The 23,690-nt window shown below is 68.8% G+C and carries 11 protein-coding genes; 9 read left to right on the top strand and 2 right to left on the bottom strand.

The features are described from left to right. The first annotated feature begins 160 nt into the window (after window positions 1–160). The 4 genes from HZS54_RS19430 to HZS54_RS19415 all read left to right on the top strand — a co-directional run bounded on the left by HZS54_RS19430 (window position 161) and on the right by HZS54_RS19415 (window position 6,997). On the top strand, window positions 161–958 hold the full coding sequence (locus HZS54_RS19430) for a hydroxypyruvate isomerase family protein (RefSeq protein ID WP_179918709.1): 798 nt from the start codon (window positions 161–163) through the stop codon (window positions 956–958). A gap of 3 nt (window positions 959–961) precedes the next feature. Further along, window positions 962–3,442 carry a glycoside hydrolase family 95 protein gene (locus HZS54_RS19425; RefSeq protein ID WP_179918708.1) on the top strand — a complete coding sequence of 827 codons (2,481 nt, stop codon included), beginning with the start codon at window positions 962–964 and terminating at the stop codon, window positions 3,440–3,442. 97 nt (window positions 3,443–3,539) lie between these two features. Next, window positions 3,540–4,994: a family 4 glycosyl hydrolase gene (locus HZS54_RS19420; protein WP_179918707.1), complete on the top strand. Its 1,455-nt coding sequence runs from the start codon at window positions 3,540–3,542 to the stop codon at window positions 4,992–4,994. Between the two features lie 797 nt (window positions 4,995–5,791). After that, entirely contained in the window at window positions 5,792–6,997 is a 1,206-nt protein-coding gene (locus HZS54_RS19415) for a glycoside hydrolase family 11 protein (RefSeq protein WP_179918706.1), read from the top strand. A 96-nt stretch (window positions 6,998–7,093) separates the two neighbouring features. On the opposite strand, the gene HZS54_RS19410 is transcribed toward HZS54_RS19415, so the two are convergent. Beyond that, on the bottom strand, window positions 7,094–9,169 hold the full coding sequence (locus tag HZS54_RS19410) for an alpha-glucuronidase family glycosyl hydrolase (RefSeq protein WP_179918705.1): 2,076 nt from the start codon (window positions 9,167–9,169) through the stop codon (window positions 7,094–7,096). A gap of 78 nt (window positions 9,170–9,247) precedes the next feature. Beyond that, entirely contained in the window at window positions 9,248–12,697 is a 3,450-nt protein-coding gene (locus HZS54_RS19405) for an endo-1,4-beta-xylanase (RefSeq protein ID WP_179918704.1), read from the bottom strand. A gap of 212 nt (window positions 12,698–12,909) precedes the next feature. Between HZS54_RS19405 and HZS54_RS19400 the strand changes: the two genes are divergently transcribed. From HZS54_RS19400 to HZS54_RS19380, 5 genes are all read left to right on the top strand, one after another. Further along, a complete protein-coding gene (locus HZS54_RS19400; protein WP_179918703.1) occupies window positions 12,910–14,433 on the top strand; it encodes an endo-1,4-beta-xylanase in 1,524 nt (507 codons plus the stop codon). A 168-nt stretch (window positions 14,434–14,601) separates the two neighbouring features. Beyond that, window positions 14,602–16,704 carry an endo-1,4-beta-xylanase gene (locus HZS54_RS19395; protein ID WP_179918702.1) on the top strand — a complete coding sequence of 701 codons (2,103 nt, stop codon included), beginning with the start codon at window positions 14,602–14,604 and terminating at the stop codon, window positions 16,702–16,704. Window positions 16,705–17,065: 361 nt separating this feature from the next. Beyond that, window positions 17,066–20,530 (top strand): endo-1,4-beta-xylanase, encoded by a 3,465-nt coding sequence (locus tag HZS54_RS19390; RefSeq protein WP_179918701.1) that lies wholly within the window; start codon window positions 17,066–17,068, stop codon window positions 20,528–20,530. Window positions 20,531–20,733: 203 nt separating this feature from the next. Continuing rightward, the gene (locus tag HZS54_RS19385; protein WP_425484347.1) at window positions 20,734–23,094 is read left to right on the top strand and encodes a glycoside hydrolase family 3 N-terminal domain-containing protein; all 2,361 of its coding nucleotides are present in this window, start codon (window positions 20,734–20,736) and stop codon (window positions 23,092–23,094) included. Window positions 23,095–23,411: 317 nt separating this feature from the next. Continuing rightward, window positions 23,412–23,660, top strand: a complete 249-nt coding sequence (locus HZS54_RS19380; protein WP_179918700.1) for a hypothetical protein — start codon at window positions 23,412–23,414, stop codon at window positions 23,658–23,660. The last annotated feature ends 30 nt before the right edge of the window (window positions 23,661–23,690 follow it).

Genomic DNA, 23,690 nt, shown 5'->3' with positions numbered 1-23,690 from the left:
GGACCGCCGCGAGGCGTGGATTCAAGAGCCACCCGACGCTTGCTCGGGCTATGCCACGCACCGCCGCACGCCGCGCCCGCCCGCTCGCCGGTTCGACCGACCGACACCCGACGGCCCCCGCCGTTCCCGTGAGCGTCGCCGGACGGGAGGCGAGCGCCTGATGGTCGAGTTCGCCGCCAACGCGGGGATCGTCGCCGACGACGGCGAGACGGTCGTCGACGGGATCGAACGGGCCGCCGACCTGGGCGTCGACGCCGTCGAGTTCTTCGACTGGGAGAGCGCCGACCTCGACGCCGTCCGCGGCGCCGCCGACGAACACGGGGTCGAGATCGCCGGGGTCCTCGCCGCCGGCGCCGGGTCGAACATCGACGACCGCGACGCGCCCGCGGCAGTGAATCCCTACGACCGCGAGACGGCGGTCGCGGACATCGAACGGTCGCTCGACGCCGCCGCCGAGGTGGGCGCCGACTGCCTGATCGTCACCGTCGGCCCCGACCAGGGCGGGTTCGCGCGCGACACCCAGCGCCGGGCGCTCGAACGCGTCCTCGCGGAGGTGGCGCCCGCCGCCGAGGACGCGGGCGTCACCGTCGTGATCGAGCCGCTCAACACCGTCGTCGACCACCCCGGTTACTTCCTCGAATCGTCTCGCGAGGCGTTCGACATCACCCGGTCGGTCGGGAGCGACCGAGTGAAAGTGCTGTTCGACGCCTACCACCAGCAGATCACCGAGGGTGACGTGATCCGGAACCTGACCGGGAACGTCGACCAGGTCGGCCACGTCCACGTCGCCGACAACCCGGGGCGGACCGAACCGGGGAGCGGCGAGATGGCCTACGCCAACGTCTTCGACGCGCTCGACGGGGCGGGCTACGACGGCTACGTCGGCATGGAGTTCTTCGCGACCAGCGACGGGACCAGCCTGGCCGAGGGGATCCGCGGGACGCTGGAGCTGGACTGACCGATGTCGGGACGACGGTCCGCCGCTCCGGCGACCCGCGACGCGCCGACCCACGACGACCGGCTGTGGTACGACGCGCCAGCGGGCGAGTGGGTCGAGGCCCTCCCGGTCGGCAACGGCCGCCTCGGCGGGATGGTCCACGGGCGCCCGGCGCGCGAGCGCGTGGCGCTCAACGACGACCGCCTGTGGGCCGGCGACCACGCCGACCGGACGCCCGACGGCGGCCCCGACGACCTCGACGCCGTCCGCGAGTGCCTCTGGGACGGGGAGTTCGAGCGCGCCCAGCGACTCTGCAACGAGTACTTCGTCGGGAACCCCACCGGCGTTCCGCCGTACCAGCCGCTCGGGGACCTCCTGATCGACTGTCCCGGCCACGACGACCCCGACGGATACCGGCGGAGCCTCGACCTCCGCGACGGGGTCGCCCGAACCGAATACACCATCGACGGAACGCGCTTCGAGCGCGAGTGCTTCGCGAGCGCGCCGGACGGCGTGCTCGCGGTTCGGATCGAGGCCGACGAACCCGGAGTCGTTGACGCGCGGGTCCGTCTGGACCGCGACCGCTCGGCGCGGACGACCGTCGTCGACGACACCGTCGTCCTCCGCGGGCAGGTCGTCGACGTGCCCGGCGACGACGAGTCGGTAGAACCCGGCGGCTGGGGCCTCAGGTTCGAGGGGCGAGCGCGAGTCCGCGCGGAGGGCGGGACGGTCGCGGCGGCCGGTGCCGAGGACGCGCCGTCGGTCGGCGACGGCGGTTCGGAGTCCGACGCGGACGGGAGCGGTGAAGGCGACGGCATCGTCGTCGCGGGCGCCGACGCGCTGACGGTGGTCGTCGCGACCGGCGTCGCGCCGTCGGACGGCGACCCCCGCGAGGAGTGCCGTGAGGCGCTGGCAGGGGTCGCCGAGGACGGCTACGCCGACCTCCGCGAACGCCACGTCGCCGACCACCGCGAACACATGGACCGGGTCGACCTCGATCTGGGCGAGCCAGTCGACGCGCCGACCGACGAACGACTCGACCGCGTGCGCGAGGGCGAGCGGGACGCCCATCTCGCGCAGTTGTACTTCCAGTACGGCCGGTATCTCCTCCTGGGGTCCTCTCGGCCCGGGACGCTCCCGGCGAACCTCCAGGGGGTCTGGAACGAGGAGTTCCGCCCCCCGTGGGACTGCGACTACACCCAGGACGTGAACCTGGAGATGAACTACTGGCCGGCCGAGGTGGCGAACCTCCGGGAGTGCGCCGACCCGCTCGTCGAGTTCGTCGACGCTATCCGCGAGCCCGGCCGCGAGACGGCCAGCGAGCGGTACGGCTGCGAGGGGTTCTGTACCCATCTCCACAGCGACCGCTGGGGGACGACCGCCCAGACCGCCGACGCCCACTGGGGACACTGGCCGATGGGCGCCGCCTGGCTCTGCCAGAACCTCTGGGAGCGATACGCCTTCTCCGGCGAGCGGAGCGACCTCGAACGGATCTACCCGATCCTCCGGGAGGCGGCCGAGTTCCTCCTCGATTACCTCGTCGAACACCCCGAGGAGGGGTGGCTCGTCACCGCCCCTTCGGCCTCACCGGAGAACCAGTTCCGCACCGCCGACGGCCAGGAGGCGACCACCTGCGTGATGCCGACGATGGACGTACAGCTCACCAGGGATCTCTTCGGCCACTGCATCGAGGCGGCCGAGCGGCTGGACCGGGACGGCGAGTTCGCCGCCGACCTCGCGGACGCGCTGGAGCGCCTCCCGCCGATGGGTGTCGACGACGGCGGCGCGCTCCGGGAGTGGCTGCGCGACTACGAGGAGGTGAGCCCAGGTCACCGGCACGTCTCACACCTCGTCGGCTACTACCCCGCCGACGTGCTGCACGACGCCGAAACCGGGGACGACCCCGGTGGCGCCGACCTCGCGCTCGACGGCGAGGCGGTCGACGAGGCGGTCCGGGCGTCGCTGGAGCGGCGCCTCGACAACGGCGGCGGGCACACGGGCTGGTCCTGCGCGTGGACGATCGCGCTGTTCGCGCGCCTCGGCGACGGTGGCGGCGTGGGCGAACACGTCCACAAGCTCCTCGCCGACTCGACCTACGACTCGCTGCTGGACTCCCATCCGCCCTTCCAGATCGACGGGAACTTCGGCGGGACCGCGGGGATCGCCGAGGCGCTCGTCGGGAGCCACGGCGGCGAGATCCGACTGCTCCCCGCCCTGCCCGACGAGTGGGACCAGGGGTCCGTCTCGGGGCTGCGGGCCCGCGGCGGGTTCGAGGTCGATCTGTCGTGGAGCGACGGGCGTCTCGACGAGGCGACGGTCCACGCCGAACGGGACGGGACCTGCCGCGTCTCGTCCGCCGCCGGTATCGAGGGCGTCGAGACCGCCGACGGCGAGTCCGTCGCACTCACGCGGGCGGACGGGGACGGTCCCTCGCGAGCGGACGACTCCGTGGCGTTCCGGGCGTCGGCGGGCGAGTCGTACGACATCGCGGTCGGCGGGGAGTAGCCGCTCCGGATTTTCGTCCGCGTGCGCGTCCACGCACGAGGCGGTCCCGCTCTCCGCGACCCCAGTTCTTAACCGTCGGCGTGAGAACCGTCAGTCGATGGCACCCGACGCGACACACGCGGAGCAGCCGATAGACTCGAACGATCTGGAGATCGCCTACATCGGCGGCGGCAGCCGCCAGTGGGCGCCGAACCTCATTCAGGACCTGGCGCTCTCGGAGTTCGACGGGCACGTCCGCCTCTACGACACCAACCAGGACGCCGCCGAGACCAACGCCGAGTTCGGCAACTGGGTCCAGGACGACCCCGACGCGACCGCCGAGTGGTCCTACGAGGCCGTCGAGGACCTGGACGACGCGCTGGCGGGCGCCGACGCGGTCATCCTCTCGACGCAGTACGACCCCCGCGACACCTTCGTCCACGACCTGCGCATCCCGAAGGAGTACGGCATCTACGGGGCGGTCGCGGCCACCATCGGCCCGGGGGGCATCTTCCGGGCGATGCGCACCATCCCCGTCTTCCGCCGGTTCGCCGCCGCGATCCGCGAGAACTGTCCCGACGCCTGGGTGTTCAACTACACCAACCCCGTCCACTTCGTCACGCGGGCGCTGTACGACGAGTACCCCGACATCAACGCGCTGGGCCTCTGTCACGAGGTTCTGGGGACGCGCTGGCACCTCGCCATGCTCGCCGAGGAGGAACTCGGGATGGACGCCGAGCGCGCCGACGTGGAGGTCAACGTCAAGGGGATCAACCACTTCACGTGGGTCGACGAGGCCCGCTGCAACGGCGTCGACCTCTGGCCGCTGCTGCACGAACTGAAGGACGGCGAGCGCGGCAGCAAGCGCTTCACCTACGACGACCTGAAGGACGACAGCGTCTTCAACGACAACTGGCAGGTCACCTGGGAGCTGTTCCGGCGGTTCGGCGTCCTGCCCGCGGCCGGTGACCGCCACCTCATCGAGTACGCCACCTCCTTCATCGCCGACGGCCAGGACTCGCTCAACCACTGGGGCGTCCGCCGTACGGACGCCGACTACCGCGCGAAACACTGGACGCCCGCCGAGTCCAAGCAGACCACCAACGTCGAGGGCTGGATGGAGGGCGAGCGGGAGTTCGAACTGGAGTCGTCCGGCGAGGAGTTCCTCGACATCCTCGAAGGACTGACCGGCGACGGCCCCTACGTCACGAACGTCAACCTGCCCAACTCCGGGCAGGTGTCGGACATCGAGCAGGGGCCGGTCGTCGAGACCAACGCGGTCGTCCGGGACAACCAGGTCAAGCCGGTCAACGCCGGCGGCTTCCCGCGCCCGGTCCGCAGCATGGTCCAGGGCCACGTCGACACCATCGAGACGATCATCGAGGCCGCCCGGACCGGGGACGTGGACTACGCCTTCCAGGGCTTCTCGACGGACGACCAGGTCCAGACGCTCACCCCCGACGAGTCCCGCGAGCTGTTCGGCGAACTGTTCGACGCCGAGGCCGAGTTCCTGCAGGACTGGAACGTCGACGACTCCGACGTGCTCGCGAAGGCCGACACCTTCGACGCCTGACCGGCGCGTCTCATCGTCCCCGACACCGGACCGCCTCGCACTCCTCCGGGTCGGCCCGACCGCCGCTACGTCTCCCGAACCGTCCGCTTGCCGTACGCCGTTCTCTGTTCGTTACCGCCGTTCCCTGTATGCCACTAGTGTTCTTTTTCTCTTCAATTTTGTTCTCTATTTGATGGAATCCCTTCCCCGATGATCAATGCTTAGGGTCGTTCGCTCGTCGTCTCGTTCTCCGTTCGGTGTATCTCGTTCTCCATTCGATTACCAACGTTCAGCTACACTGAAACGGTTGTCCGTTGGTACAGTACGATATAGATGTTTGAAAAACACATTCGGTTTAAATAATTCTTAACTTCACCACGCCCCACGTCTGGATCGCGGGGATCGACACCGTGACACGAGATAGCGAGAGTCGCGTGAGTTCCACACAGTACGATGGGCTCGATCCGGTATCGAGAGTGGCGGATCGTACGGACGACTGGCCCGGCAGCTCCGGTAGTATCCGGGGTATCAGCGGTCGATACCGATAGTTCGGGACCGATCGACCACGTCGACGGCCAACGGACTGGTCGGTGCCGCACGCGGTTCCGGTCCGGGTTGGTGACGCGGCTGACGCGACTGACGGCGATCGGCTCGCCCACCTCACCCTGATACCTGTCGATTCCCGCGGCGGTAATCTCGCGTCCGGATTAGTTATAACTAAATTACATGATGTTGAGTTATGTAGTGTTTTAATGTTGGTTAAAATTGCTAATGTTTATTTATGTCGCGGGTGTCGAAGCGAGTGCGGCAGTGGTAACATGGTACGCGATACTGGCGACAACGGCAGTGGCGAATCGACAGCCGACGGATCGGGGAACTTCGACCGGCGCGCCTTCATGAAAGCGGCGGGCGCCGCCGCGGCGACCGGCATCGGTGTCGGCGCGACGGCGAGCCCGGCGGCGGCCGACATCACGTCGAACCAGACGGGTAACGACGGCGGCTACTTCTACTCGTTCTGGACCAACTCCGAGGGAACGGTCACGATGAACCTCGGGGACGGCGGCAACTACAGCGTCGACTGGTCCGATACGGGGAACTTCGTCTGCGGCAAGGGCTGGGAGACCGGTGGCCGCAGGAACGTCGACTACACGGCCAACTACAGCCCGTCCGGGAACTCGTATCTGTGCCTGTACGGGTGGACGACGGACCCGCTCGTGGAGTACTACATCATCGAGGACTACGGCAGCTACAAGCCGGGGGACTCCTACGAGGGGAGCCACACCACCGACGGGTCGTCCTACGAGATCTACACCTCCGAGCGGGTCAACAAGCCCTCCATCGAGGGGGAGGCGACGTTCACGCAGTACTGGAGCATCCGGCAGAACTCCCGGACGGAGGGGACGATCACCACGGGCAACCACTTCGACGCCTGGGAGAACAACGGGCTGCCCATGGGCAACCACGACTACATGATCCTGGCCACCGAGGGCTACCAGAGCAGCGGCTCCTCCGAGGTCTGGGTCGGCGCCGACGGCAGCGGCGGCGGTGGGGGCGGTGGCGGCGACGACGGCGGTGGCTCGGGCGGTTCCACCGGCTCGCTCCAGAGCGGCACCTACAGCATCCAGAACGTCAACAGCGGCAAGGCGATGGACGTGGCCGGCGAGTCCACCGAGGACGGCGCCAACGTCCAGCAGTACAGCTACTGGGGCGGCTCCAACCAGCAGTGGAACGTCACGGACACGGGCAACGGGTACAAGATCGAGAACGCCAACAGCGGCAAGGTGCTCGACGTGTCCAACTCGTCCACCGAGGACGGCGCCAACGTCCAGCAGTACACGGACTACGGCAACGACAACCAGCGGTTCCACATCCACGACCAGGGCGGCGGCCAGTACCACATCCAGCCCGTCCACAGCGACAAGGCGGTCGAAGTGGAGGGCTCCTCGGGCAGCGACGGCGCCAACGTCCAGCAGTACAGCTGGTCCGGAAACGGCAACCAGCTCTGGACGTTCGAATCGGTCTGACGACGGCACCGCGCTCGGAATCGACCGACCGCCGAGGTCGAAGCGATCTCTGTGCCGCTCCGTTTTTCCGAAGGAGGCCGAACCCGGAGCGACCGCTCAGTCCTCGCCGTCGACGCGGCCCTGCTCGTCGGGGATCTCCGCGTGCTCGTAGAAGTACTCGCTGAGCCGGTCGCGCCAGACGCCGGCGTGTTCGACCTGCTCGTCGAAGCGCTCGGCGACGTGACGCCAGCGCTCGTCGTCGATCTCGCCTTCGAGCGCCCGCCACTCGTCGCGCAGGCGCTGGGTCTCCTCGACGCCCGCGTACAGATTGTCGTACAGCGTCTGGATCACGGTGCGCCCGTCGTCGAGTTCGTAGTCCCACGGGAGGTGATGGAAAAAGAGGAGCAGCTCCTCCGGGCAGCTCTCGGGGTCGTCGTACATGTCGGCCAGCGCCTCGGGGTACTGCTGGGCGTAGCCGTTGCCCTTCGAGTTGCGGTCCTTTCCGATGCCGTCCTCGGTGATGCCGGTGTACCCCGGCCACTCCTCCGGGCCGGGGTCGTAGTGATTTTCGAGGTAGGCGCTGCCGTTGTACATCATGTGCATCAGCCCGATGCCGCCGGTCGAGTAGTCGATGACCGCCGGCCACGTGCCGTGCATGATCTCCGTGACCGTCTCGACCACGCCGGGGTCGGTCCCGAAGGTCTGCTTGACCCACTCGTCGGTGATCTCCTCGGTCGTCAGGTCGGGATCCCACGCCAGGCGGCCGTAGCCGTAGAGGTTCGCCTGCGCGAGGTAGTGGCCCGTCCAGCTGCGGTCCTCGCCGGGGCCGCCGACGCCGGCCATCCCGGTCCCCTCGTCGGTGAACAGGTCCTTGACCTGCTTGCCGTGGCCCTCGGGGTCGGTGTCGAACTCCAGCACCTCCTTCCACATCGGGACGTGGTAGCAGGCGTGGACGTGCTGGCCGGTGTACTCGCCGGTGATCTGGAGTTCGAGCCCCAGATCGGTGTCGGGCATCTGGCCGAACACCGGCGAGATGGGCTCACGCGGCTGGAAGTCGATCGGGCCGTTCTTGACCTGAACGGTGACGTTGTCGTGGAACTCGCCGTCGAGCGGCTCGAAGGTGTCGTGTTGCTGGACGGCACGGTCCTTGTGGCTGCCGTAGACGAACGCGCGCCACCAGACGCGACCGCCGTGGGGTTCGAGCGCCCGCGCGAGGACGTTCGCGCCGTCGACGTGGTCGGCGTCGTAGTTGTACGGCCCGGGCTGGCCCTCGGAGTCGGCCTTGACGAGAAAGCCACCGAAGTCCGGGATCAGGTCGTACACCTCGTCGGCCTTCTCGACCCACCACTGCTCGACCTCCGGGTCGTTGGGGTCCGAGGTGTCCAGATCCCCGATCTTCTCCGGCGCGCCGAAGTTGATCGAGAGGTACGTCTCGATGCCGTAGCGGCGGAACATCGAGGCGAGCCCGGTGAGCTTCTCCAGGTAGCGCGTCTCCAGCAGGCGCCACCCCTCCAGTTCCTCCATGGCCTCGTTCCCTTCCTCGCGGCCCGGGATCTGGGTGTTGACGTTGTTGAGGACGATGCCGTTGATCCCGACTGAGGCGAGCAGGCGCGCGTAGTCGCGGTAGCGCTCGCGCAGGTCCGGCAGCCGCTCGAAGTCGAAGATGGACTGGCCGGCGTAGCCCCGCTCCATGGACCCGCGGAAGGGGTTGTCCCAGTGGTTGATCAGCCGGTCCGGCGAGGTGGGCTCCTCCTCGACGTGTACGTCCTCGATGGACTCCCGAGTGGCCATCAGTCGCAGGAGGTGGAAGGTGCCGTAGACGAGGCCCCGGTCCGAGGAGGCGGTGACGACCAGCGTGTCGATCCCCTCCCACTCGCCGGTCGTGATGCGGTACCCGCCCTCGTCGAGGTCGTCGATCTCGTCCTCGTCGACGGCCTGGTTCACCACGTCCATGTCCCAGGGCGTGCCGATCGCCAGGAAGCCGTCGACGGTGCGGGGCGGGTGCTGCCAGAGGTGCGGGTCCCGGCCGAGCATCCCGCCGAGGCCGCGCCGCAGTTCCTCGCGCACGGCGCCGAGTTCGCGCGACTCCTCGGCGACGTACGCGTGGGTGCAGAGTCGCCGGTACGACTCCCGAAGGTCCCCCTCGGGGACCTCGTCGTACCGAAGCCAGCAGTCGTCGTAATCCGGTTGCATACGCTACTCCGATCCGCGGCGGCCACTAAAACGCTGACGACCGGTCTCGGAAGAACGGAGGACGGCGGACGCCGCCGGTCAGGAGACGGTGATCTCGACCTCGTCGGTGGTCGAGTAGCCGAGGTTGTCCGTCGCGGTCAGCTCGACGGTGTAGGTGCCCGTCGAGTCGTAGCGGTGCTCGGCCCACCATCCCTCGGCGGTTTCGCCGTCGCCGAAGTCCCACTGCAGGTCGGTGATCCAGCGGTTCTCGCCGGAGGTGTCCTCGACGGCGAAGGTGAGCCGCTCGTCGACCGACGCCTCGGTCGCGCTCGGCTTCGCCTCGGCGAGGACGCCCTCCAGTTCCGAGATCCAGACGGTGAGCTCGTCCGTCGTGGTCTCGCCGTCGCTGTTCGTGGCGGTCAGCTCGACCGTGTAGATACCCGGCTCCTCGTAGCGGTGGGCGTTCCAGTAGCCGGTGGCGGTCGTCCCGTCGTCGAACGTCCACTCCAGCTCGTCGATGTGGGCGCCCGACCCGCTGGTGTCGATCACCTGGAAGGTCAGCCGCTCGCCGACGGTGCCCTGGGTCGCGCTGGGCTGCAGGCGAGCGATCAGGTCCTCGTCGTTCCGGGTGACCTCGAAGCTAAAGTCGGTCGCGGTCGTCACGCCCGAGGCGTTGGTCGCCGATACGTCGAGGGTGTTCCGCCCGCGGGAGACGATCTCTCCGCCCTCGAAGGCGTCGCCGTTGAGCGTGACCGACTGCGAGGAGACGCTCGACTCGTCGTCGGCGATACTCACGTCGGCGGCGCGGGGCGCCTCGTAGGTCGCGCCGGCCTGCAGGCCGTCGACCACGACCGCCGGCCCGGTCGGGTCGTCGGCGTCCAGCGAGACGGCCTCGGAGTAGACGTCGACCGCGCCGACCACCATCGCGTAGGCCTCCGGTCCCTCGGGGATGGTGATCCGGAGATACTCCGCGTCGTCGGGCAGCCCCCCGACCTGCGAGTAGGTCCAGAAGGCGTAGTAGCCGTTCGAGTCGTTCGGCGGCTCGACGACGGTCGGCGCCACATCGACGGGCTCGAAGCTCTCGCCGTCGCTGGAGACCGCGAACGACAGGTCCGAATCGGTGGCGTTGTTGTTGACGTAGGCGTCGACCTCGAAGGCGGCCACGCCCTCCGAGAGGCGGTAGGTGACCGACCCCGCCTGGCCGCCCTCGGACTTCTGGAAGAAACTATCGTCGCCCTGGCGCGAGGCGTAGCCCGCGGCGAAGACGTTGTCGTTCGAGTCGGCGACCGACAGGTCGCTCGCGTCGTCGGACAGCGCCGGGTCGCCCAGGTCCGCGCTCTCGCGCGCCGCGAAGCGCGCGCTCGCCGCCGCGGTGTCGCCGTAGGCCGTGACCGTCACCGTCACCGTCGCGGTCCCCTCGCCGGCGACCGAGACGACGCCCTCCTCGTCGATCATGAGCACGTCCTTGTCGGCGCTCTCGAAGGACAGCGACCCCTCGGGGACCGGCAGGTCGTACCCGCCCACGGAGGTGAGCGTCACGCCGAGGTCGACGGTGTCGTCGCCGACGAGCGTGTGCCCGTCCACGTCGAGATCGATGTCGGCTATCGAACCCGCCTCGATCCGGACCTCGACGGACGCGCCGTCGTCGGTGAACTCGACGGTCTCGGCGCCGATCCGCTCGCCGTCGCGGGCGACGACCTCGTAGGTGCCCTCGAACCCGCGACCGCTGTAGACGCCGTCGCCGTCCGCCGTGCCGGACTGCTCGGTCCACCACTCCTCGAACAGCAGTCGGCGGTACTCCTCGCCGTGGGGCCGGAGCGTCCAGTCGCTGTCGTAGTAGGCGGCGGTCGGCCGCCAGTGCTCGTCTTCCCAGAAGCCCCACGACATCACGCCCTCGACGGCCTCGTGGCTGAACGCCGCCGTCAGCGCATCGCGGAGGTAGTCCCGCTGGGCCGCCACCTCGTTCTCGTTCGAGCGGTCGTTGATCTGGATGTCGAACTCGGTGAGCTGCAGCGGGACGCCGAACTCGGCGAACCGGTCGAAGCGGTCGAGCAGCTCGGTCGGCGGCGTCAGGCTGCCGAGACCGAAGTGAGACATGAAGCCGACCCCCTCGACGCCGGCGTCGTTGTCGGTGAGCCACTCGATGTGGTCGTAGTAGTCGTTCGTGAGCTGGTCGCCGGCGACGATGTTCAGCTCGTTGATGTACATCTGCGAGTCGGGATCGGCCTCGTTGGCCGCCTCCCACCAGTCGAGGACGTACTCCTGGCCGATGTCCTGCCAGATCTCGGGGTAAAAGAGCGGGTGGTTGTGCATGTCCCACTCGGGGAGGTCGCCCTCGAACTCGTTCGCTCGCTCGCGGATGAGTCGCTCGACCTCCTCGTTCACCTCCGTCGCCGACAGCGAGTCGTCGATGCCCATCCACTCGTAGGTCGACCAGACGAGCGCGTGGCCCCGCGTCGGGATGTCGCGTTCGAGCATCCAGTCGATGGCCGCGCGGGTGTTGTCCTTGTCCAGCGAGTCGCCGTAGCGGCCTTCCCAGGCGGGCACCTTCAGCCCGTTCTCCGGGACGGCCTTGTTGAAGTTGTCGAGGAATTTCTCGCGGTAGGTGTCCGAGCCGTCGGGCCACTGGCTGACGGCGATGGCCGACCCCCAGTCGTACTCGTGAGCCTGCATCGCGACTTCGACCTCCGCGTCGGGGACCGGGTCGCCGTCCGCGTCGACGACGGTGACCTCGAAGTCCGTCTTCCGCAGTTCGTCGATCCGGTCCTGGGCCGCCGAGCGCCACTCGGCGTCCTCGGCCCGTCCGGGGTACTCGTAGTCGAAGGCGGTCGTCGGGAGTTCGCCGACGTCGACCCCCGTGCCGTAGTCGAGCAGGGCGACCCCGCCGAACTCGACGGTCTGCTGGCCGAATCCGGTCCAGAACTCCACGTAGGGGATGTAGTCCGAACCGTCGGGTTTGGCGCCCACCTCGATCGGGAAGTAGAAACGGCGCCACTCGCTGCCCAGAGTGACCCGCTCGGTGCCCTCGATGAACGAGTCGGAATAGCCCGTCTCGCCGTCGGGGTCGGTGAACTGGTACTTGAACTGTGCCTGGACCTCGACCGACTCCTCGGCGGCGGCCGCGTTCGGGCCGCGCATGTACGCGACCGCGAGCAGCACGTCCCCCTCCGAGAACTCCCGGTCGGTGATGTTTGACTTGTACGTGTAGGAGTAGCCGTTGCTCGCGTCCTCCTCGATCGCGACGCGGTCGCCGAGGGTGATCGGCACGTCGGCGCTCACGTCGAACTGCGTCTCCGTCCCCTGGTCGCCGCCCTGGAGGCTGAACGCGTCCAGCGTGGCCTGCTCGGTGTCGCTGTAGACGAACGTCCCTTCGGGCAGCCCCTCCTCGTCCATCAGCCGCGACTGCAACCCCTGGTGATACGCGTCGGCCGCTGTCTGTCCACCCGATGCCGCACCTGTCCCGAGGACCCCCGCCGCGCTGGCCGCCGCCAGCGACTGCAGAAAGGTCCGACGGTCACTCCCGCTCTCGCGGTTCTCGTTGCTATCCATGTGTGCAACAGCACGTTGGACGTTCGTCACCACATACAAATATTTTTGTGTTTTTCCGGTGTCAGATGCGTGTCAGTCCGAAATGTCGTCCGCGGCTGACGGTCCGTTCGTACCGGAGGCGACCCCCCACGGCCTCGAATCCGAACCCGGCGCGGCGACCGGATCGACACCGAAAGCTTTTGTCAGCGATCCCCCTCGAACGAGGTACGCGCATGCCATCCGAGGACACATCCGGTTCGGGTGACGGAACGGGGTCGGTCGGCCGTCGGTCGCTGCTCGGTGCGCTGGCGGCCGCGGGGCTCGCGGGCTGCCCGAGCGACGGCGGCGACGGCACGGCGACCGACGGGGACGCCTCGACGCCGACACCGACACCGACGCCCGCACCGGGAGACGGCGACGCGGCGCCCGAGTCGACGGAGACGGGGACCGAGGACGCCACCGACACGCCGACCGAGCCCGACCCGGCCGTCGAGCGCCGGATCCGCGAACACCGGACGAGCGAGCTCGCCGTCGAGGTGACCGACGGGTCGGGCGAGGCGGTCGCCGACGCCGAAGTCGAGGTCGCGATGCGGGAACACGAGTTCGGCTTCGGCACCGCGGTCAACGCGGGGACGCTGATCGAGGAGTCCGGCGAGGGCGACGAGTACCGCGAGTACATCCCCGAACTGTTCAACAAGGCCGTCATCGAGAACCAGATGAAGTGGCGCTTCTGGGAGTCGGACCCGGAGCTTGCCGACGCGGCGGTCGAGTGGCTCCGCGATCGGGGCCTGGACGTGCGAGCCCACGTCTGCATCTGGGGGCGGTCCGACGTGGGCGCCATCCCCTCGGACGTCCTGACCGCGATCGACGACCGGGACGCCGAGACGATCCGCGACCGCTCGATGGCCCACATCGAGGAGATCATCGCCCACTACGGCGACGACGTGACCGAGTGGGAGGTCGTCAACGAGGCGATGCACGCCTACCAGCTCCAGCTGGGCGTCTACGGCGACGACATCGACCAGGCCGAGCCGTGGAACGGGGCGGTCGTCCCCTGGACCTCGCCGCTGCTGGCCGAGTGGTACAGCAAGGCCGACGAGGTCCGCCGCAAGAACGACCTGGACGTCGGACTGGGCGTCAACGACTTCAACCAGTTCGGCTACAGCTACACCGACGGGCGCTACCAGTCGCAGATCGAGCACCTCAACGAGGAGGCCGTCCAGCTCGACACGGTCGGGCTGCAGGCCCACGTCGGCGCCCGCACCGGCGAGTTCAACACCAACTCGAACCCGGACGAGCGCGTCAGCGCCGCCCGCGTCGCCGAGGAGATCGACAAGTGGGCCGGCTACGGTGCGAGCGTGAAGATCACCGAGTTCGACACCTACAACGGCGACGACTGGGAGGACGACGAACAGCGAGCGCGGGTGCTGGAGAACTACCTTCGGGGCGCCTTCTCCCACCCCGACGTGGAGGACTTCCTGATGTGGGGCTTCTGGGACGGCCGCCACTGGGAGAACGAGGCGCCGCTGTTCTACGACGACTGGTCGGAGAAGCCCGCCTACGACGTGTGGACGGGGCTGGTCTTCGACGAGTGGTGGACCGAGGAGACGGGTACCACCGACGACGACGGGACGTTCTCGACGACCGGGTTCCACGGCGAGTACGAGGTCACCGCCACGGTCGACGGCACCGAAGTCACCGAGACGGTCGCCCTCTCCGACGGCGGGACCACCGTCGAACTCTCGCCGGGAGCGTAGCCGCCCGGCGGGACCGAGCGCCGACCCCGGTTCGCGCCCGCCGGTCACCGAATCGTGATACTCGTTTACATCCGTCGTCGTTCCTCCCGATCGTTGGTAACTTTTCGCAACACCTGGTCCGAAAACAAACGTTTTTCAACAGGTATCGGGCTCGTATGAGCCAGATACATGCCAGAATCCAACGACGGTCCGGACGACGCGAACGACGGCGACGACGGGGCTCTCGCCCGCCGATCGCTGCTGGGGACGCTCGCCGCGGCGGGCGTCGCGGGCTGTCAGTCGTTCACCGGTGGCGGGGGCGACTCGACGCCGACGGACACCGAGACGCCGGAACCGACGCCGACGGCCACGCCGCACCCGGACGGGACCCCGGCCGACGTGCCGCCGGGATGGTCGACGGTGCGCGACCCCTACTACGGGGAACTCGCGTCGACGCTCGGCGGCCAGGGGCTGGCCGGCGGCGCGTTCTGTTACGGCACCAGCGAAGCCGAAGCGATGTCCGCGTTCTCGGTCGGGTCGGACGCGGCGACGGCCGAACCGCTGTCGGTCGGCGACGACCAGCCGTTCTCCTCGGCGCTCCGCGTGACCGTCGAGGAGTCGACGGAGAACCCCTGGAACGTGACGCTGAAGGGCACCGTTCCCGATCGGAGCGTCTCGGAGGGCGACGTGCTCCTGGGCGTGTTCTACCTGCGCGGCCCCGAGGACAGCGAGTCTACGCCGACGCTGCAGTTCGTCGCCAAGGACGAGGACAACCCGAGCACGAACGTGGTCCGCGGGGTCCAGCAGGCCGAGCCCGCCGACGAGTGGATCCGCTACTACGTCCCGATGCAGTTCGACTACGACGCCGAGGCCGGCACCTGGTGGACCGAGCTGTTCCTCGGGTTCGGTCCCCAGACGGTCGACGTCGGCGGCGTCGCGCTGATCGACTTCGACCAGAACATCTCGGTCAGCAACCTCCCCAGCGGCCCGGCGAGCCAGCCGAGCACCGACGGCGCCGACGACTGGGAGGCCGCCGCCGACGAGCGCATCGCCGAGCACCGCACGAGCGAGCTGACCGTCGAGGTGACCGACGCCGACGGTCAGCCGGTCGAGGCCGCGCCGGTCGACGTGACCATGCGGGAACACGAGTTCGGCTTCGGCGCCGGCGTCGACGGGGCCTACCTCCTCAACGAGACGAGCCGGGGCGACCCCTACCGGGAGTACGTCTCGGAGCTGTTCAACGTCGCGACGCTGACCAACCACCACAAGTGGCGCTTCTGGGAGCAGGAGAAGCACATCTCCGACGGCGTGACCCAGTGGCTCCTGGGTGAGGGCCTCGACGTGCGCGGGCACGTCTGTCTCTACGCGGACGTGTCGTCGTTCTCGGTCCCGCCGGACGTGGTCGGGGCGATGGGCCGGACCTGGGAGGAAGGCGACGTCACCGAGGCCGACCTCGACCCCGAGTACGTCCGCGAGCAGACGCTGAGCCACGTCTCCGACATCGTCGACTACTACGGCGACGACATCCTCGAGTGGGAGGTCGTCAACGAGCTGATGCACTCGCCCGGGTTCGTCCAGGCGATCAACGGCGTCGCCGCGACCGACGACGCCTCGCTCGACGACGTCGACCCCGTCGAGGCGCCGGTCCTGCGGGAGTGGTTCGCGGCCGCCCGCGAGGCCGCCCCCGAGGGGATGCCCCTGGCGATCAACGACTTCAACGTCCTCGCCGGCCCCTACGAGGAGGACCGGGCGCGCTACGAGCGACAGATCCGGTTCCTCGCCGACTCGGAGGCGGGCCTGGACGCCGTCGGGATGGAGTGTCACTTCAGTCAGGACGAGACGCTCACGCCCGGGGAGATCATGGACGGGCTGGACCGCTACGCCCAGTACGACGTGTCCCTGCGGATCACCGAGTTCGACATGGCCGACGAGGCCTGGAACGAGTCGAAGAAGGGCGACTTCTTCTACCAGTTCCTGAAGACCGTCTTCAGCCACCCCGCCGTCGAGGAGTTCCTCGTCTGGGGAATCAACGACGCCAACCACTGGCAGGGCGACGCGCCCTTCTTCACGGCGAGCTGGGCCGAGAAACCCGCGCTCACCGAGTACCGCGACCTCGTGTTCGACGAGTGGTGGACCGACACCGACGGCGAGACCGACGAGTCGGGCGCCGTCTCGACGACCGGCTTCCACGGCGAGTACGAGGTCACCGCCACGGTCGACGGCCAGGAGGTCACCGAGACGGTCGCCCTCTCCGACGGCGGGACAACCGTCGAACTCTCGCCCGACGCGTAGACTCCGGCGCTCGCCCGAGTCGACCCGGCGTTCCTCCGACCGGACTCGACGTTCACCCGGGCCGACCCGACGTTCGCCCGGTCGGACTCGACGTTCGCTCGGCCCGATCCGGCGTTCGCGCGCCGTCCGCGCGCACCGAATTTCGGCCGATACCACCCGCCGATCCGCTCGCTCGGATCGGATTCGGCGTCCCGCGAACCCGGGGAACCGGCAACCGTCTCCGCGACTCCTGACAGCTGGATTCGAACTACACCCAGTTATCAGTACGTTTTGGGAATGTTTATGGTTCGTACATAGTTGAGTATCGGTCGCACCTATGCGAGACTCTGACAGTGGCGATCGCGGGAACGATCGCGTTCGGGTGGGACGCCGACCGTTCCTGCAGTCGATCGGAGCGGCGGGCGCCGCGGGCGGCATCGCCAGCGTAACAGCGGACGGGGTTCGAGCGGACACCCCGGAGTCGTGGGCGTCGGGCGGCGACGCGTACTACTCCGGGCTCGTCGACGACCTGCAGAACGGCCGCGGGCTGCCGCCGGCGAGTTTCGAGTTCGCCGACACCGAGTCGGGCGCCTGGGACACGCTGTTCGCACAGGCGGGCTCCGACGGCCAGTACGGGACGGTCGAGTCGATCGATGTCGGCGGCGACGACGTGCCGTTCGCGGAGGCGCGGCGCATCGACGTGACCGACGCACCGGACGCGAACTACCCGGTGCAGGTCCGCGGCGACCTCACCCGGGACGTTTCCGCCGGGGACACGATGCTCGCCGTCGCGTACCTGCGGTCGTCGACCGACGGCCCCCAGACGGAGCTGTTCGCGGTCGACAGCGGCGGGTTCGGGAACGCGTCCGTCGGCAACCAGTCGCCGACGATCGGCTCGGAGTGGGAACGGCACTACTTCCCGATCGAGATCGGCGCGGACACGGCGGCCGACTCCTCGGAGTCGGACCTCTACATTCAGTGGCAGTTCGGCTTCACCGAGCAGACCGTCGACATCGGCGGGGTGGCGCTGCTGGACTTCGGGACCAACGCCGAGTTCGACGCCCTCCCCTCGGGAGTCGCCGACTCCTCCGCCGCGGCGGACTCGTACTACGACGCCCTGACCGGCGACCTGTCCGAGCTCGACCTCCCCGAGCCCGGGTTCGTCTACGGCGAGAAAGAGTCCGACACGTGGAGCGCCTACGAGTTCGGTGTCGGCGACTTCGGGACCGTCGAGGACCTGGACCCGACCGACGCTTCGGTCCCGTTCTCCGAGGCGTCGCGCGTGTCGATCAACGGCACGCAGGAGAACGGGTACGACGCGAACCTGCGGGCCGACGTGGGGGAGATGCCCGTCGAACAGGGCGACGTGTTCCTGGGCGTCGCGTACCTACGCGGCCCCGACGGGGACGCGCAGGTCACCTACTCCGCACAGGAGAACGCCAGCTCGGGGTACAACAACTGGGCGGAGCTCACCGACCCCTCGATCGGCTCGGAGTGGGAGCGGTACTACTTCCCCGTCCGGTTCGACGCCGCAGCCGACGCCGGCAACTGGTGGACGGAGTTCTGGCTCGCCTACGGCGAACAGACCGTCGACATCGGCGGCCTCGCGCTGCTGGATTACTCCGAGACCGACGTGACGGTCGACGACCTCCCCGCCGGCGCGGCGAGCGAGGTCGCGACCGGCGACGAGGGACCGAGCGAGTGGCCCGAGACCGACGACCCGTACTACTCGGAGCTGATCGACTACCTCGATGAGCGCAACCTCGACCCCGGCCGGTTCGTCTACGCGAACAACGAAGCGGACGCGTTCGACACCTTCGAGCTCGTCGGGAGCGAAGCCGACAAGGGCGAACGCTCCGCCCTGGACATCGGCGACGAGGTGCCGTTCTCGGAGGCGACCCGCATCGACGTGTCCGAGGCGGGAACCAACGCCTACAGCGTCAATTTCAAAGGCATCGAACAGGACGAAGCAGTCTCGGAAGGCGACGTGTTGCTGGGTGTGGCGTACTTCCGGACGCCCGACGAGGAGAATGCGCAGATCACGTACAAGGCCAGCGAAAACGACGGGGACGGCAGTAACTACGCCAACTACGTCTCGAAGCCGAACCCGCCGGTTACCTCGGAGTGGCAGCGCTTCTTCTTCCCGATCGAGTGGGGAGAGGACTCCAACCCGGGCAACTGGTGGACGGAGATCTGGGTCGGCGCGCAGCCCCAGACCGTCGACATCGGCGGCCTCGCGCTCGTCAACTTCGAGGGGAACAACTCGACCGATGCGCTGCCCGAGTGGGAGCAGTCGCCTGCCGACGGCTGGGAAGAAGAGGCCGACCAGCGTATTCAGGAACACCGCACGGCCGAGATGACGGTCGACGTCGTCGACGGGAACGGCGACCCGGTCGAGGGCGCCGAGGTGTCGGTCTCCCAGCAGGAACACGAGTTCAAGTTCGGGGCCATGACCAGCGCCCCCCAGATAGAGAGCACGGAGGAGGGCGACCCCTACCGCGAGAACCGCAAGGAACTGTTCAACGCGGGCGTTCTCGAGAACTACCACAAGTGGGACTTCTGGGAGAACGGGCAGGACACCGCCGACGCGGCCGTCGAGTGGATGGAGGCCCAGGACTGGTACATCCGGGGCCACGTCGCCCTGTGGGCCAGCGTCGACTCGGCCGCCGTCCCCGACGACGTGGTCGAGGCGATGGCCTGGGACAGCGACGCCGACGCGGCCACCCCCAGCGAGGCCGACTCGGAGTACGTCCGCGAGGAGACGCTCGCCCACGTCGCCGACATCCTCGACTACTACGGCGACCGCGTCGACGAGTGGGAGGTCGTCAACGAGCTCATCCCCGAGCCCGGCTTCGTCCGGTCGATCCACGGCGCCGACGTCACCCCGGAGGAGGCCCCGATCCTCGGCGAGTGGTTCGCGACCGCCCGGGAGGCCGGCCCCGACGGTCAGCCGCTGGGCATCAACGACTACAACACCATCGAAGGGCCCTACAGCGGACGCAGAGACCGTTACACGACCCAGATCGAGACGGTCCAGGGCACCGAAGCGGGACTGGACTTCGTCGGCCTGCAGAGCCACTTCAGCGAGAGCTCGTCGCTGCTGCCCTCACAGACGATGTCGGCGCTCGACAGCTACGCCGAGGCGGCGGGCGACGACGTCGGTCTGCGGATCACGGAGTTCGACATGTCCGACGAGAACTGGCCCGAGTCGGAGAAAGCCGACTTCTTCTACCAGTTCCTGAAGACGGTCTTCAGCCACCCCTCGGTCGAGCAGTTCGTCGTCTGGGGGCTGATCGACACGCTGCACTGGCGCGACGACGCGCCGTTCTACGCGGCGGGCTGGGAGGAGAAGCCGGCCCTCGACCGGTACCGCGACCTCGTCTTCGACCAGTGGTGGACCGAGGAGTCGGGCACCACCGACGCCTCCGGTGCCGTCACGGTTCAGGGCTTCAGAGGCGAGTACGCCGTCGACGTGAGCTACGAGGACGCGTCCGCTTCCGCGACGGCGACGCTCTCGGACGGCGGGGCCACCGTCGAGGTCTCGCTCGACGGCGAGGACGCCGATACGGGCGACGACGAGGGCGAGAGCGACGAGGACTCCGGCGGTCCGACGGAGACCGCGACGACCGCGGGCTCGCCCACGGCCACGTCGACCGCGACGGCCACGGATTCGCCGGACGGCTCGGCGTCGAGTCCGACGGCGACGGCGACGACTGGCGAGGACGACGCCGCGGCGGGGACGACCTCCGGCAGCGGCCCCGGGCTGGGCATCGTCTCGACGGTCGCGACTCTCGGCGGCTTCGCGAGTCTCGCGAAGCACTTCGCCGACGACGAGGACGACGCCTGACGGGGCGTTCGCCCGTCGACTACTGTCAGACCTAGTTCCCCGCCGATTCTCTCCGCGGGGGTCGCGGTTCGCGTCCCGCCGCGTTCGGACTCTCTTTCGCTGCTTTCGCACCCGTCGGTCCGCCCGTCGACCCGCCGCCGGGCACCGCGTTCGAGACTGTCGTCGGAACCATTAATATCCGCGTCCACCACCGAACAGGCGTAATGACAGCCGACTCCGACGCAGCCTACCGTGACCCGGCGGTACCGACATCGCGGCGTATCGAGGACCTGCTCTCCAGAATGACGGTCGAAGAGAAGGCCGCCCAGCTCGGCTCCGTGAGTCCGAGCCGGGGCGTCGCGGACAACGCCGGCGAGGTCGAGGCGGACCGGGAGCTCGTCGAGGACGGTGAACTCAACCGCGAGGTCGCGGCGGAACTGCTCGCCGAGGGGATCGGCCACCTCACTCGTATCGGCGGCGAGGGGAGCCTCCCGCCGGCGCAGGCCGCCGCGGTCACCAACGAGATCCAGGAGTACCTCACCGAGGAGACCCGGCTCGGCATCCCGGCGATCCCCCACGAGGAGTGTCTCAGCGGCTACATGGGCCCCGAGGGCACCACCTTCCCGCAGGGCATCGGGATGGCCAGCACGTGGGACCCGGACCTGATGCAGGCCGTCACCGACACCATCGGCGACCAGCTCGAAGCCATCGGCACCGCACACGCGCTCTCACCGGTACTGGACGTGGCCCGGGACCTGCGCTGGGGTCGCGTCGAGGAGACCTACGGCGAGGACCCGTACCTCGTCGCCAAGATGGCGACCGCCTACGTCTCCGGGCTGCAGGGCGACTCGCCCGCCGACGGCATCTCCGCCACCCTGAAACACTTCGTCGGCCACGGCGTCGGCGCCGGCGGGAAGAACCGCTCGTCGGTCGACGTGAGCGAGCGCACCCTCCGCGAGGTTCACATGTTCCCGTTCGAGGCCGCGATCCAGGAGGGCGACGCCGAGGCCGTGATGAACGCCTACCACGACATCGACGGCGTGCCCTGCGCGAAAGACGAGTGGCTGCTGACCGACGTGCTTCGGGGCGAGTGGGGCTTCGACGGCCACGTCGTCTCCGACTACTTCAGCGTCGACTTCCTCAAGGAGGAACACGGCGTCGCGGCGACCCAGCAGGAGGCCGCCGTCTCGGCCGTCGAGGCCGGCATCGACGTGGAGCTTCCCAACACGGACTGCTACGAGTACCTCGCCGAGGCCGTCCGCGACGGCGACCTGGCCGAGGAGAGCCTCGACGAGTCGGTCCGCCGGGTCCTGCGCGCGAAGTTCGAGAAGGGGCTGTTCGACGACCCGACCGTCGACGTCGACGCCGCGACGGACCCCTACGAGGACGAGGCCGCCGTCGGCCTGGCCCGCGAGGCCGCCCGCGACTCGCTGGTCGTCTGCAAGAACGAGAGCGACCTGCTGCCGCTCGACGACGCCGACTCCGTCGCCGTGGTCGGCCCGAAGGCCGACGACAAGAAGGGGATGCTCGGCGACTACGCCTACGCCGCCCACTACCCCGAGGAAGAGTACGAGTTCGAGGCCGACACGCCGCTGGCCGCCATCGAGAACCGCGTCGACGCCGACGTGAGCTACGCCCAGGGTTGCACGGCCACCGGCAACTCCACCGACAAGATCGGCCGCGCCGTCGAGGCCGCCGAGGACGCCGACGTGGCGCTGGCGTTCGTCGGCGCCCGCTCGGCCGTCGACTTCTCCGACGCCGACGGCGTGAAAGCCGAGCAGCCGATGGTGCCGACCAGCGGCGAGGGCTGTGACGTGACCGACCTGGGCCTGCCCGGCGTCCAGGAGCAGCTCGTCGCGGAAGTCGAGGGGACCGACACGCCGGTCGTGATCGTCCTCGTCAGCGGCAAGCCCCACGCGATCCCCGACATCGACGCGGGCGCCGACGCGGTCGTCCAGGCGTGGCTCCCCGGCGAGGAGGCCGGCAACGCCATCGTCGACGTGGTCTTCGAGGGCCACGACTCGGGCGGCCACCTCCCGGTCTCGATGCCCAAGTCCGTCGGGCAGCTGCCGGTCCACTACAGCCGCAAGCCCAACACCTACAGCGAGGATTACGTCTACGACGACGCCCAGCCGGTGTACCCGTTCGGCCACGGGCTGAGCTACGCCGAGTTCGAGTACTCGGATCTGGACCTGTCCGACGTCGACGTGGACCCGTCCGGGACCTTCTCCGCGAGCGTCACCGTCGAGAACACGGCCGACCGCGCCGGCAGCGACGTGGTCCAGCTGTACGTCTCCGCCGAGAACCCCGACCTGGCACGGCCGGTCCAGGAACTGGTCGGCTTCCGCCGCGTCGAGCTCGACGCCGGCGAGTCGACCGAGATCACCTTCGACCTGGCCGCGAGCCAGCTCGCCTACCACGACCGCAACGCGAACCTCGCCGTCGAGGCGGGCGACTACGAACTCCGCGTCGGCCACTCCTCCGAGGAGATCGCCGAGTCCGCCCGCCTGTCCGTGACCGACACGAAACAGGTCCCGCGGACGAGCCGCCGCTACTTCACCGAGACGAGCCTCGACCAGGCCTGACCGTCGCGGCTCCCCGGCTTCTGTCAGTATCGTACGTGATACAGCGCTCCCGTTCGCGCGGCGCCGGCTTTCGACACGCACGCGCGTAGAAAACAACAGAGACGACCGTCGGTTCGCGACCGGATCACGTCCCATGTTCTCGTGGGTGATACCAGGGGTCTACCCGTGGGAGCGGGCGGCCGACGGGGTCTCGGCGAGGGGACCGGCCCGGGCGTAGCACGAATCGGTGCCTTCGCCGGTGTGGTAATCCTTTTCGGGAGCCCCCGACAACGGGGGAGCATGGTCTGGGCGTCGGTCGTCGACGGAGGGGTCCGGTCGTGAGCGAACAGGACGAGGAGCAGACGGGTCGGGAGGCCGCCGCCGAGGCGCTGTGCGAGCAAAACCGGAAGATCCTCGGCGTGTTCACGATCGCGCTCGTCTTTCTGCTCATCCAGCTCCCGTATCTGGTCGTCACCGACACGGACTCGTCGCTGTTCGTCGTGTCGGTGCTGAACGTCGTCGGGAGCGGCGCGTTCGTCCTCCTCAGCGGGAGCGCGCTCTGGTTCTGTCGACAGCGCGCGGTCTGAACGGTCGGTCGTCGGCCACGGTAGCCGACG

The organism is Halosimplex pelagicum, assembly GCF_013415905.1.
In the GTDB taxonomy this organism is placed as follows: domain Archaea; phylum Halobacteriota; class Halobacteria; order Halobacteriales; family Haloarculaceae; genus Halosimplex; species Halosimplex pelagicum.
This window is presented reverse-complemented; position numbering and strand designations above follow the sequence as displayed.

What these genes read in the sequence shown, in the direction of transcription:
- HZS54_RS19405 (WP_179918704.1), bottom strand. Translation starts at nt 12,697, where the DNA reads ATGGATAGCAACGAGAACCGCGAGAGCGGGAGTGACCGTCGGACCTTT.
- HZS54_RS19400 (WP_179918703.1), top strand. Translation starts at nt 12,910, where the DNA reads ATGCCATCCGAGGACACATCCGGTTCGGGTGACGGAACGGGGTCGGTC.
- HZS54_RS19415 (WP_179918706.1), top strand. Translation starts at nt 5,792, where the DNA reads ATGGTACGCGATACTGGCGACAACGGCAGTGGCGAATCGACAGCCGAC.
- HZS54_RS19410 (WP_179918705.1), bottom strand. Translation starts at nt 9,169, where the DNA reads ATGCAACCGGATTACGACGACTGCTGGCTTCGGTACGACGAGGTCCCC.
- HZS54_RS19385 (WP_425484347.1), top strand. Translation starts at nt 20,734, where the DNA reads ATGACAGCCGACTCCGACGCAGCCTACCGTGACCCGGCGGTACCGACA.
- HZS54_RS19395 (WP_179918702.1), top strand. Translation starts at nt 14,602, where the DNA reads ATGCCAGAATCCAACGACGGTCCGGACGACGCGAACGACGGCGACGAC.
- HZS54_RS19420 (WP_179918707.1), top strand. Translation starts at nt 3,540, where the DNA reads ATGGCACCCGACGCGACACACGCGGAGCAGCCGATAGACTCGAACGAT.
- HZS54_RS19430 (WP_179918709.1), top strand. Translation starts at nt 161, where the DNA reads ATGGTCGAGTTCGCCGCCAACGCGGGGATCGTCGCCGACGACGGCGAG.
- HZS54_RS19425 (WP_179918708.1), top strand. Translation starts at nt 962, where the DNA reads ATGTCGGGACGACGGTCCGCCGCTCCGGCGACCCGCGACGCGCCGACC.